Consider the following 14359-nt stretch of genomic DNA (forward strand, 5'->3'; position numbering starts at 1 on the left):
TGTAAATCTTTAGGAATAATGAAAAGGAAGGAAATTCCAATAAAAAAGATAGGCTGTATGCAGCAAAGTGAGTATCGCAAATACAATTTTCCCGGCAGCCCGGGCTCTTTTTTCCCCTGTAATCACCTTGGTGCCATTCACGATCAATACCCACACGGCAATGAGTGCTGAAATGAGCGGTAGCGTGCAAATTCCCCAGATATACCAGGCGGAATAGCCATACACCATCTGATTGTTACCATAGATGACCTGTACCCCGAGAAAAATCGTATTTAGTAACGCAATGTATGCCAGGTTGGACGAAATGTGATTATTCGTTTTGCGGATAGCTCTGATCACATATCTTATGATCCATATCAGTAGGGTTGTGACGAAAAATAAGGATGCGGCTGCATAGCTGACGAGTAGCGTCCAGGTACGGTGCCAAAGTGTCGTCTGCTTCATGGTCTTACTATCCGGGGCAATCATCATCCACGTACCCTTTTCCTGATACAGCAAAATTTTAAGCTGGCCCCCCTTTTCCACAAACAGCCCATCACCTGCTGCTTGAAAAACTTTGTCTGTTGCTTCATTCTGATCCGGGTATTTTCCTTTAACAATTAGCGTATGATCATCTTGAATATGAACGGTGTATTTAATGCTTCCCAGTATCCGAATCCATTTTCCCCACCCATGAACAGGAGTAGTATCCACCTGATATACGCCCTCGATCTCTGGCGAAAGCTTCACTTGCGTGACAGAACGAGCCAGTGACTGAGAAGCGGCCTGCGGCTTTGCGGGCAGCATTTGAGCTATCGTATTGATGACTTTTCCATGAAGCAGGGTGTCTGTGTCAGCTGAATTGATGGTCACAAAAATACCGATCTTTTGGGATGGAATCAGTACCATTTCGGAAATAAAATCATCAATTTCTCCAGTAGCCCACAACATGGGTACTCCCGTCTTCAGTTGACCACGGAAAAATCCGTAGCCCAAGCCATCTAGACGGGCATCCGCTGCAAATTGCTGTGCATGCATCACTTTTACCGTGGTTGGCTGGAGCACCGTTTTGCCCTCATACTCACCTTGGTTTAAATGAGTGATCAGATAATGGGAAAATTCGTTGGGTGTGACGTTCAACGCTCCTGCTCCCGGCAGATTGATATACGATAAGGGTTGTTTTACATAAGCTCCATGTTTCCACTGATACGATTGGGCCAGTTCTGGATGATTTAAGGGCAACTCCAGTGTCGCGCTGGGCATATTCATCGGCTGGAATAGATGTGTACGAAAGTAATCATTCAGTCCCTGACCGGTTACTTGCTCCACGATATTACCGATCAGACCGAAGGCGACATTACTGTATTCATACTGAATTCCAGGTTTGCGGATAGGTGGCTGATTTTGAAAATACGTGCTGAGATACTGCTCTGTAGGTAAAACGCCTGCGCGAGTTGAGCTGTTAATGTCGTATATCGCTTCATCTAATCCCGCAGTATGTGTCAGAAGCTGATGCAGATTGAAAGGGATATTTTGGTATTGCGAAGCTTTATAGCTGTGGAGATAGCTGTTCACGTCTTCATTCAAATCAAGCTTGTTTTGCTCGACCAGTTGCATTGTGGCACTTGCACTAAATGATTTGGTTAGCGAGCCAACACGAACAATGGTCTTTGCCGGGTCGAATACCATTTTCCGCTCCAGGTCTGCATATCCATATCCTTTACTAAAAAGAATTTGGTCTTCCTGGGTCACAACGACGGCCGCTCCCGGAATATGCAATTTTTCCAATTCTGTACTCATGATATCGTCCACTGCTTTTTCCACTGAATTAGGTGTTATACTATCTGCTGCCCATGCTGAATTAATGAGCAGATTCCAAAGAAACAACGTTGTTAAGAATGCGGATAGGTAGCCAATACCTCTATTCTTCATATTGAAGTACCCTCCTTACCTATGAAGTTGATTTCATGATTTAAACCGTGCGGTGATTGCATAGCGGAGCAGATATTTACACTCCGTATGGGAGCCATCAGCATGGCGCTATGGAATCATCGCACTTCCCTCGCGGGAGTGCGCATGATAAAGCGAATCCTGATCGAATCGCGTAAGCAGAAGGCTTCTTACCTGTTCGATCAGGATTCATACATTACAGATAAAATTAGTAATTCCAGTTAGTTAAATCATCGACTGTAAGTTTTCAAGAATTATGATGGGCCAATCCTTGTGTCACGTCTTTGCCCATGTTCCGGGTTATCTTGTGTATTGTGGCACGGATACATTTTACATTTTCTTCGATAAATCCGGGTTCCAGCAGTTCATAATGATTACCAATCAAGCTATGCTCTTCATAGCTTCCTTGTGTAGCATCTTTCCATAAAAGTTTATTATCTCCTGTGCCCTTCACCGTTTCCGATCCAGCGGCAACAAAGCCATGAATATTCGCCTGAACATTTTCTGTGTTCACAAGCTGGTTGCCATACACCGCATAAGCGATCATTTTACGCTGGTACGTTTCATTCAACAGCTCACGATAGGATTCGGGAACCTGTTCCAGCATGGCATGAATTTCCTGCTCTGTTTCTTCATCTGTGAAAGGCAGAGCTTCTGCCCTTTTGACCGAATCGAGCATTAAAATATCGGATACAGTATGACCTTGGTGCTCCAGTGTGCCGGCAACCTTATGCGCCAGATTCCCACCTATAGAATAACCAAGCAGCACATACGGACCTTGCGCCTGCGTGCTGATGATTAAATCAACATATCGTGCCAACATTGCCTGCTCATCCGTAACATCATCTACGAACTCTAATCCATACACAACTGCATCTTGGTCCAGTTGTTTTGCAAGCTCTGCGAACGACAGTCCGTATCCAAGCATAGGAGGAAAGCAGAAGATGGAAACCGGACCGTGTTCATTCAACCGAATGATTGGACTATCGACCTTGTAGTTCAGATCGGCTTTCAATAATGTGAGCGCCTGCTCTTCTATGGTTGGGAACTCCAGAACACTACGGATGGGCAGCTCAATATCTGTAGCAAGACGAACTTTGCGTATAAGCTCTAGTACTTTCAAGGAATGTCCACCCAACGTGAAAAAGTCATCGTGGATTCCCACTTGCGGGATTTCAAGCACCTCCTGCCAAATAGCTGCCAGCAACTGCTCCACATCGGTTCGTGGTGCGACATATTCTATCCCCGTGTGCAATGCTTTGTCCGGCACAGGTAAAGCTTTACGGTCAATTTTGCCGTTAGTCGTTAGCGGAAACCGATCCAGCTGTACAAAAGCGGACGGAATCATATAGCTCGGCAGACTGGCCGACATCACAGTTCGAAGCTCACGGATGGTCAGCTGTTCATCGGCAGTGAAGTAAGCACATAATTGCTGCTGACCTGCTCCATCCCGCAAAGCGATAACAACGCTATCCCGTACAGAAGGTACACTTGCCAGTCTCGTCTCCACCTCGCCCAGCTCAATCCGGTAACCGCGAATTTTAACCTGTTGATCAATCCGTCCAGCGTATTCCAGTATGCCGTCTTCACGCCAGCGAACAAGGTCCCCAGTACAGTACAGGCGATCTCCGTCCACCCACGGATTAGCAAGAAATCTCTCAGCCGTCAGTTCAGGACGATTCAAATAACCACGCGCAACTCCGTCTCCACCAACAACCAGCTCACCCCAGGCTCCGACCGGTTGCAAGTTAAATGATGAGTCCACAACATACGCCGTCGAATTGCAAATGGGACGTCCGATTGGCACAGAATCCAGCTGTTCTTCCGTAATGTGATATGTCGTCGAAAAGGTTGTATTTTCCGTTGGTCCATAGCCATTAATGATGTTCATATGCGGATTATCGCGCAGGACCCGGTTAATATGGGGTGCAGACAAAACATCACCACCAACCAACAAATACTTCACATCACCAAAAAGTTTACTATCCTGCTGCGAAAGCTGATTAAATAATGGTGTGGTCAGCCACATCATGTTGACGTGATGATCCTGTATCGTCTCTTTCATCTTGGCTGCGTCCAAAAGATCATCCTTATGCAAGAGAACAAGCTGACCGCCGTTCAGCAGTGCACCCCAAATTTCAAATGTAGATACATCAAATACAAACGCACATGTCTGCAGCATTCGAGTTGATTCATCAAATGGGACATAATCCGTATTGCGGACGAGACGCACAACACTTCGGTGCTCAACTACGACACCCTTAGGCTTACCTGTTGAGCCTGAGGTATAAATGACATAAGCGGCATGATTACTCGCTCCATCTATACCCGGATTGGAAGCATCTGCACTGTACGACTTATCATCATTCAGATTGACAATCTGTCCGTCAAAATAGCACCGATCCAATAAATCCTGCTGAGCCAACAGTAGCTTGGCTCCCGAGTCCTCTAGCATATAACGGATACGATCCTCTGGATATTGAGAATCTATCGGCACATACGCGCCTCCAGCCTTCAAAATGGCAAGTGTTCCCGTAATCATATCCAACGAGCGCTCCGTCAAAATGCCAACAGGTTCATCAGGTTTGACCCCTGCATCCCGCAGTGTACGCGCTAATCGATTGGCTGTCTCATTGAGCTCCCGATAGGTCAATGTTTGATGACCCAAAGCTACGGCAATATGATCCGGTGTGCGCTCTGCCTGCTCCTCAAACAATTTATGAATCGTCTCATTGTCTGGATAGGCAGAGGCAGTGTCATTAAACTCTCTAGTAATTTGCTGTTTTTCCGCCGCTGTAACCAGTTCTAGCTCTTCTACGCGTACATTTGGGTTAAGCAAAGTTTGCTCCAACAGATTCACAAAATGTCCATGCAGACGCTCAATGTCTGTTTGATCATAATTTAACGCATTATACATAAAACGAATCTTCACGCATTCTCCCGGCATTACAACTACATTCAGATCATAGTTGGTCTGCTCAAGAGCTACCACGTTGGAAATCGGGGAAAGTTCCTGCCCATCAATTTCCATCTCCTCGACCTGCTCATCCACCGGATAATTTTCAAACACCATAATATGGTTAATTAAATCCTGTTTCTGGTCAGTCAATGCCTGAATTTCAAACAGTGGGTACGTATCATACGCATGAGAAGCCAGCGCCTGTTCCTGCGTTTTCTTCATAACTTCTGCAAAAGATTCCCCTGCCTCACTAAGGATGCGAACGGGAATGGTATTAATGAACAAGCCGATAATACCCTCGACTCCGATAATATCCGATGGGCGGCCTGAGACGACACTACCAAATACGACATCACGGTGGTTGTTATATTTTTGCAGCACAATTCCCCATACGGTTTGTAATAACGTATTCATGGTTACCTGATATCGCTTAGCCGTCTCCTCCACCCGGAGGGTAAGCTCACGCTCCAAAACCGTCACCCAATCACTAGCTGTATAGCCTCCACTCTTGCGGCCGGATTTTACAGCTGGTAGTGCTGTTTGCTGCTCATACCCGGATAAATAGCTGCTCCAGTAATCAGTTGCCGCCTTGCGATCCTGTGCTTCCAGCCATTCAATAAAGCGGCTGTACGGCACTGCCGGTGCCAGCTCTGGCACTCTGCCCTCCTGAAGTGCTGCATAGCTCTCAAACACTTCTTTATTTATTAGGGACAGACACCAGCCGTCCATGACGATATGATGGAAGCTCCACACAATATGGTAACTGTCTTCCCCGGTGCGCAAAATCGCTATACGCATCAGGACATCCCGACGCAGATCAAATCCCCTTGCTTTATCTTCCAACTTGAAGTTCTTCAGCCAAATGCCCCTTGTATCGCTATCCAACTCGCGTAAATCTTCGTAATAGAAGCCACAATCCCGATTTCGGTAGACCACCTGTAACGGCTCCGTATCCCGGCCGAAATAAAAATGTGTACGTAGCGCCTCATGTCGCCGAACCAGCATATTCAGACTTTCTGCAAAATTCCCGATGTCCATCCGACCCCGCATATCATAAGAAACCTGCTCAAAATACGCGTCATTCGCGGCTGCTTGACTATCAAGCTGGCTGTGAAACAACATCCCTTTCTGCATCGGGGTTAGTGCATATACATTGTCGATCTCACCCGCAGCGCCCATTTCAGATAACAGGCTGTCCAAGCCCTCCACACTCATTCCTTTATAGGAAATATCACTTGGGGTCAGCTCTGGGTGTTCTTTATGGGTGCAATGTGTCAAAATTTCGCGCAAGCTCGATTCCAGTAATCTCGCCAATCGCTCAATCGTCTCTGGTCGGTAGCTGGTACGGCTATAGCTAATTGTCAGCCCCAGCTGACCTCCCGAAATGATGCCGCCAAAATCCAGTGTATATGTCCGAGCCATAGTCGGGCTAAGTGGCATCCCCCCCTCATATGGGGATGACTGCAAGTCGTTTCCTTTCATATCCTGATCGAACTGTCCCAAATAGTTAAAACTAATTTCAGGAGCTGTCGTAAATATGGCTGAAGGTCCCTCCGATGCCTGTGTCTGACTGTCGAATAAATATTTCAGTGCGCCGTAGCCGATTCCTTTTTGCGGGATACTGCGCAGTCCTTCCTTCACATGTTTGATTCGCTGCGAAAGAACAGTTTCTTCTGGCATATCGAGTAAAACAGGATATTGGCTTGTAAACCACCCTATCGTCCGGGTAATATCCACCTCTGGTAAAATGGGTTCACGCCCATGTCCCTCTAAATTAATCAGGAAACGATCATTTCCGCTCCATGCTTGTAAGGCCATTCCTACCGCAGTCAGCAACAGGTCATTAATTTCTGTACGGTAGGCACGATTGGCCTGCTTGAGCAGTTGCTCTGTCTCTACATTTGTCCATAAAGCAGTAACCGACTCACTATCGCCAATCAATGGTTTATCATGCTCGTTATGTCCGTAATCCTGCGGCAAAGGAGCCAGTTCCGCTTGTGCAAGCTCCTCCCAATACGCCCGCTCACGTTCCATGGCCGGACTGTTGGCATAGGCGTGCAGCTTTTCGGCCCACGTTTGGAACGAATCCGTCTTGTGAGGTAACTGAATCACCTGTTCACCCTTGGAGGCTTGCTCATAAGCTGTCGCCAAATCCTCAAATAAGATGCGCCAGGACACTCCATCTACCACCAAATGATGAATCGCGACCAGCAGATGATCCCCATCCGGGCAACGGAACAGGCCGAGCCTCATCAACGGCCCTCCGCTTAGAGAAATACCAGATTGAATTTCATTGCATTTGGCTTCAATTATCTTCGCCAAGTTCCCTTCAATAGCATCACTGTTCCTATAGTCAAAGCACTCCAGTTGATACGATTCGCCTTCATCTACGCCTCGGTTCCATGCTGTATATCCGTTCTCCGACGACCGAAAAATCATACGCAATGCATCATGATGCGTTGTAATCTGATGGAGCGCCTGCCGAAGTGCCTGTTCGTCATAGCCTTCCTGTCGATAGAGCATGACCGATTGGTTGAAATAGTGTGGTTCATCTGTTGGCTGTTCAAAGAACCAGCGCTGAATCGGTGTAAGCACAACATTTCCGGTAACATCGCCCTGCTCGGCTACTCGGTTAACTGGCTGAATATAAGTACTTAGATCCGCAATTGTCGGGTATTTAAACAAGTCCTTCATTTCCAGCTTGTATCCAGCCTGAAACAAGCGAGACGACACTTGAATGGCCTTGATGGAGTCGCCACCCAAATGGAAGAAGTTATCCTGTATCCCAACCTTCTGAATACCTAGGATGGCTCCCCATGCCGCAGCCAAAGCCTGTTGAACATCCGTTTCAGGTGCCACATAATCCATGCCTGTATCGACATTAGGCTCAGGTGCAGGCAGTGCCCTGCGGTCTACTTTGCCATTCAGTGTCAAAGGCAGTCTGGAAAGCCGTACAAAGTAAGAAGGCACCATATAGCTCGGCAGATCCTGTGATAGAGCGTTACGTAAGTCGCTAGCGCTTAGTTCGCTGTCTGTTACAAAATAGGCACACAGCTGTTTTTGCCCGTGATCGTCCTGCCGTACTATCACAACCGATTCCTTCACACCTGCAATCGTGGACAAACGGGTTTCAACTTCACCCAGTTCGATGCGGTAGCCGCGAATTTTGACCTGCTCATCCATTCTTCCCTTGTACTCCAGTACGCCATCAGCACGCCAACGCACCAAATCCCCTGTACGATAGCAATATTCTCCAGGCCGGAATGGACTTTCAATAAACTTTTCTGCCGTAAGCTCAGGCCGATTCAGATACCCGAGTGCCACGCCATCGCCACCGAGAAGTAGTTCGCCCCATGCCCCCACAGGCTGTAATTTTAACGAACGATTGACCACATAAACGGTGGAATGATCAATCGGACGCCCAATGGGAACACCTTGAGTTTGCGGTTCCATAATTTCATAGGTGGTGGAAAAGGTTGTGTTCTCCGTCGGCCCATAAACATTACTCAATCGAAGGTGCGGGTACTCCTTCAGCACGCGGTTAGCGTGTGGTACGGACATCACATCACCACCCACGAGCAATTCCTTCAGGGATGCAAACACTTCAATGTCTTGCTGTGAATGCTGATTAAATAAAGCCGTGGTCATGAACATGGTGTTAATCCGATACTTGTTCATCGCCTGTTTGAACTTGGCAGCATCCAAAATAGTGTCATGATTTACTACATATAATTGGCCACCGTTCAGCAGCGTCCCCCAGATTTCAAATGTGGAGGCATCGAATACAACTGCACCCATTTGCAGCATACGCGTATTTTCGTCAAGCGTGGCGTAGCTAGTGCTCTTCACCAATCGTACGACATTACGGTGATTGACCATAACGCCTTTCGGCTTGCCTGTCGTACCAGAGGTGTATATGACATGCGAAAGATCTAAGGCAGATCCCCCATTTGAAATAGCATCTGATCCATGGGTATGAGTGTAGCCTTCAAATTCACTGCTCCATAGTTGCGCATCGCTCAAATCGATGACTGGAATACCTGGTTCAAAAAAAACCTGCTCACGTCGCTGTGACAGTAACAGCTCGGCACCGGAATCCTCTAGTAAATAACGGATGCGTTCTTCCGGATACTCGGGATCAATAGGAACGTAAGCCCCCCCTGCCTTCAAAATAGCCAGCATGCTCACGACCATTTCAATGGAACGCTCAGCCACTATCCCTACTCGCTGTATCTGAGTCCCGGACCCGTGCCGTATCCCATGGGAAGTAAGGATGCATGCCAAACGATCGGAACGCTCATTCAGCTCGTGATAAGTGAGTTGTGTGTCCGCAAAGGTGATCGCTAGTCGATCTGGCGACTGTGCAACCTGTTCCTCGAACAGCACATGCATTAATTGATCCCGTGGATACGGAGAGTCTGCTGCTGTAGTGCTGAATTGCTTCACCAGCTGCTCTTTTTCTTGGGTCGAAACCATTTCTATAGCCGCAAGAGCGATCTCCGGCTGTTCTATAACCACATTGATTAGCTGCTGTAAATGTACAGCCAGTCGTTCGATGGTTTCGCGTTTGTACAAACGGGTTCCGTATTGAAAACCGCAGGCAATTTGTTCCCCATCCTCCTGCGCGAACAGACTTAGATCAAATTTAGCCGTCGTTTGTTCACTTGGATAAGGTGCTAATTGCAGCTCTGCCAGCTGCTGCTCTGTTTGTTCCAGGTTTTGTAGAGCAAACATGGTATCAAATAACGGATTGCGGCTTAAATCTCGATCCACACCCAGCTTTTCTACTAGCTCTTCGAACGGATAATCCTGATGTTCAAAAGCCTTTAACGCGTTATCCTTGACCTCCAGCACATAATCGCGGAATGTTTTCCCGCCTTCCGGATAATTACGGATTGCCAGTGTATTGACGAACATACCGATCAGATTGCCAAGATCAGCATGAGGCCGTCCCGCGATTGGTGAACCGACAATGATATCCTCCTGCCCGCTGTATTGGCTAAGCAAAGTCGTATAGGCAGCCAACAGCACCATATATAAAGTCGATTCGGTCTGCATCGCAATGCTTTTTAATCCTTCGCTTTGCCGTTGATCGAGCGTAAATTCCAGTACATCCCCTTCAAAGCTTCTCACCGCCGGACGTGGATAATCAGTCGGAATATCCAGCACAGGCAGCTCTCCTGCGAAGGTATTGAGCCAGTAGTCTTCCTGTTCTTGATAGCGTTCACTTTGTTGCTGCTCCCGCTGCCAAGCAGCGTAGTCCTTATACTGAATACGCAGCGACGGAAGCGTATCCCCTGCATATAAGTGGATGAAGTCCTGAATCAATACATTTATAGAGGTGCCGTCAGAAATGATGTGATGCATATCCAACAGCAAAATATGATGCTCTGGACTAATTTCAATCAGACCAGCCCGGAACAGCGGAGCCTGCTCAAGATTGAATGGCTGGACAAAGCCATGCACCAGCTCATCTGTCTCCCTCTGGTCAGCTCCGGGGGCATGAATCAACTCCACGCGAAAAGGAACCTCGTTATGTACTCGCTGGACAGGTTCACCATTCATGGTCTCAAAGCTCGTTCGCAATGTTTCATGGCGGTCAATAAGCTGACGGAACGCATTATCCAGTGCCTTATGATCAAGTGAACCGATCAGTGTCAGGGCTCCGGGTATGTTATAGCTAATTCCCGCTCCATCAAGCTGATTGAGAATATACATCCGTTTTTGGGCCGAAGATACCGCATAAAATGGCTTATTCTCCGAAACAGGGATGGATTCATAGGTGGTTTGCTCCAGTGCTTCAATAACCTGCGCAAACTGTTCGATGGTTGGGTGCTGGAATAGATCCTTTAGCTGCACATTTTTATGCAATTGCTTATGGATGAGTGATATGACATGTGTCGCCCGCAGGGAATGTCCTCCTGCTTCAAAAAAGTTATCCTTAATGCCAATACGTCCAATTTCAAGCACTTCTTTCCAGATGCTGACCAGTTGTGCTTGTAATTGATTTTGAGGAGGTACATATTCTGCGCCTGAGCTTATGCCTCCCTCGGGTCGCGGCAACGCCCGGCGATCCACCTTGCCATTAGGTGTCAAGGGTAATTGTTCCAGCTGTACAAAATACGACGGCACCATATAACTTGGTAGCTCTCGGTTCAAAGCACTGCGAAGCTCACTTAACTGTACATCCGCATGGGTTACCACATAAGCGCAGAGCTGCTTTTGCCCCTGCTCATCCTCCCGTGCAATCACAACTGCTTCTCGGACTGCCTCCAGCTTCAACAGCTGCGCTTCCACCTCGCCCAATTCAATCCGATAGCCCCGGATTTTCACTTGTGCGTCGATCCGCCCTTTGTATTCCAGCGTCCCGTCCGCATTCCACCGCACCAGGTCCCCTGTTCGATAGCAGCGTTCGCCGTTACGAAACGGACTGTTGATGAACTTTTCGCTTGTCAGGTCCGGGCGGTTGCAGTATCCACGAGCCACCCCGTCACCGCCAACGAGCAGTTCTCCCCACGCTCCAATCGGCTGAAGCTGCATCGAACGGTCCACGACATATGCCGTTGAGTTATGGATCGGGCTGCCAATGGGCACGGCTTCTGATTGGACGCCAGTAATGGCATGCGTAGTAGAAAAGGTCGTATTTTCTGTAGGACCATAGCCGTTAATGATCCGCAGGTTCGGATGAGCCTTCAGTACCCGGTTAATATGCGGTACGGACAGCACATCGCCACCGACCAGCAACTCCCGTATTCCCTCGAACAGTTCCAAATCCTGCTGGGAAAGCTGATTAAAGAGCGGCGCGGTCAGCCACATCGTGGTAATGCCATGATTACGGACAGCTGCCTTAAGTCTAGGTGCGTCCAAAATGACATCCTGGCTCACCAGTACCAGCTGTCCACCGTTCAATAGCGCCCCCCAAATTTCGAAGGTAGACGCGTCAAAGACAACAGACCCGGTCTGCAAAATGCGCGTGTCCGCATCCAAGTGTGCATAGTTTGTATTTTTCACCAAACGCACGACATTGCGATGCTCCACCATAACGCCTTTGGGCTGGCCTGTTGTACCAGAAGTGTACATAATGTAAGCCAAACGATCAGCTGCGTAAACCGGATGTATTGGTTTAGCATGTTCTGATTGCGTAGCTTCTGTTGGGGTGGTTGTAGTAGAAGCAAGTTCGGAACTGGCGGAAATAGAGTAAAACGGATTTAAGCAGTCCACGTATGCCATATCAGCCATATCCGTATTTGTTCCATGATCATTCGGCAAGATTGGATCGTAACGATCTGCATCATCCGTTCCATAAATCGCGGCATCACTCAGGTCAAGCACCATTCCCTTAAAATCAGTGGGCCGATGTTCTATTTTCTGCACAAGTAGTATTTCGGCACCGGAATCCTCCAGCAAATAGCGCACGCGCTCGTCCGGGTATTCGGAGTCAATCGGAACATACACCCCGCCCGCTTTAAGAATCGCGAGCATACCTACGATCATCTCTATCGATCGTTCAGCTATAATGCCGACCGTCTGCTCGGTGTGAATTTCCTGCTTACGTAAAGAATGAGCCAGTCGGTTAGCCTTTTCATTTAATTCTCCATAGGTCAGGCTATCTTGTCCGGATACTACTGCCACCTGGTGTGGTACCTGCTTCGCCTGCATCTCGAACAATTCATGAATGGACGCATGACTTGGATAATCCACAACTGTATCGTTGAAGGTATGAACCAGTTGCTCCACTTCTTGCTCTGACAGCACTTGTGCTGTGTAAATCTCCAGCTCAGGCTGATGCAAAACAACGGTGTACAGCCGTATTAGTTGCTCAACAAAGCGTTCAATCGTCATCTGGTCATAACGGTCGCTACTGTATGTCACATTCAGGGAAACCACTGCATTTTCCCATTGAAATTGAAAATCCAGTTCAGATTGCACATGATTCATAAAATCAGAAGTGTCGATATTTTGCAGGGATGCAGTGGTGTGAATAAGAGGCTTATCGTTCTCGTTACATGGAATTTCAAGCCCCTCGGTATAGTTCCAAAAAGGAATATTTTGGTGTTCAATTGCTTCGCTGACAGAAGTTTTGATTTGGGACAGCAAGGTTTTGAAGGTTGTCGAGGAATCCAGCGTGTTTTTCAGTAAAATCAGATGGTTAATCGGCTTTGCAGTACTGTTGCCAGACTTGGCTACTGGAATGCCCAGCAGCACACTTTCCTCACCTGTGTATTTATACAATAAGCTTTCAACTCCAGCCAGCAGAACCATAAACACGGCCCATGGAGCTCCACCTGTTATAGATAATATTCTTTGGGAAATTTCAGATGGAAATGTGAGCGTGTACGTAAGAAAATTAGAACTCGTTGCAGCTGTATCCTTGGACACATGATTGGTGTATGGCAAGCAAGTGATATGATCCTCAGATTCCAGCTTATGACTCCAGTAGTTTTTTTCCTTCTCAAATAAGGCTTTCAATGACATCCCTCCTGCTTCATGGGGTCTGTACCCCTGTTGGAATGGTGCTTTGTTACGTAATTGAGCAATGTGTCGGAAAATTAATACTTTGCAGGCAAGGGCAGTCGGACAAGCCGCCGCCCTCTGAGCATGCAAAGTGAAATCATTTCTTTTTAGAAAACTGATTTAGAAAATAAAGTCGATGGAATCTGGCGAGAAGTCTTCCGGCTGCTCGCTCGAGTTCACCTGAATATCGCTTAATAGCAAATCTGGATTAGCTCCAACCTGGGACAGGATCGCTATCAAATCTCCGGTTAATCGTTCAATAGCATCTGCGCCAAACAGCTTTGTGCAATATTCGAAGGAACCCTTGATCTGCCCGTCTTCATCACTCATGGACAAGGTCAAATCGAATTTGGAAATACGATGCTCCTGAACATACGGACTAAAGGACAGTGTTTCAAGCTTCGCTTCCTGTGACTCCGTATTTTGCAGTACAAACATGGTGTCAAATAACGGATTACGGCTTGCATCCCGCGCTACATCCAGCTTTTCCACCAACTCCTCAAGCGGATAATCCTGATGCTCGAAGGCTTGTAGCGTACGTTCTCGGGCTTCCAGCAGGTAGCTGTGGAACGTTTGGTCGCCCTGCGGCTGGTGCCGGATGGCTAGTGTATTGACGAACATGCCGATCAGTGGCTCCAGTTCTGGCAACAAGCGGCCTGCTACCGGCGTACCGATGATCAAATCGTCCTGACCGCTGTATTTGGACAGCAGGACGGTATAGGCACTCAGTAGCACCATGTACAGCGTACTTCCGGTCTGTGCCGCGATTCGGCGCAGTTGCTCGGATACATTCGAGTCAACAGTAAATTCATACATTGCTCCCTCGAAGCTGCGAACAGCAGGTCTAGGGTAAGCAATCGGCAGCTCCAGTACAGGCAACTCTCCGGCTAAATGCTCCAGCCAGAACTGTTCCCGGCGTTGGTATGATTCACGCTGCATTTCCTGCTGCTGCCACAC

At 47.7% G+C, this 14359-nt stretch carries 4 protein-coding genes; 1 reads left to right on the forward strand and 3 read right to left on the reverse strand.

Going from position 1 to position 14359, the window contains the following annotated elements:
• Positions 1–9: 9 nt before the first annotated feature.
• Positions 10–1911 carry a serine hydrolase domain-containing protein gene (locus HFE01_RS23050; RefSeq protein WP_107735015.1) on the reverse strand — a complete coding sequence of 634 codons (1902 nt, stop codon included), beginning with the start codon at positions 1909–1911 and terminating at the stop codon, positions 10–12.
• A 102-nt stretch (positions 1912–2013) separates the two neighbouring features.
• Between HFE01_RS23050 and HFE01_RS23055 the strand changes: the two genes are divergently transcribed.
• Complete coding sequence (locus HFE01_RS23055; protein ID WP_016818937.1) at positions 2014–2154, forward strand: hypothetical protein; 141 nt, start codon at positions 2014–2016, stop codon at positions 2152–2154.
• A gap of 22 nt (positions 2155–2176) precedes the next feature.
• Here the strand turns inward: HFE01_RS23055 and HFE01_RS23060 are convergent, their stop codons facing one another.
• Positions 2177–13357 carry a non-ribosomal peptide synthetase gene (locus tag HFE01_RS23060; protein WP_044786581.1) on the reverse strand — a complete coding sequence of 3727 codons (11181 nt, stop codon included), beginning with the start codon at positions 13355–13357 and terminating at the stop codon, positions 2177–2179.
• A gap of 165 nt (positions 13358–13522) precedes the next feature.
• The coding region (locus tag HFE01_RS23065; protein ID WP_167442872.1) for a condensation domain-containing protein at positions 13523–14359 on the reverse strand (837 nt) is incomplete at its 5' end.

The organism is Paenibacillus sp. EKM10P (assembly GCF_011800655.1).
In the GTDB taxonomy this organism is placed as follows: domain Bacteria; phylum Bacillota; class Bacilli; order Paenibacillales; family Paenibacillaceae; genus Paenibacillus; species Paenibacillus polymyxa.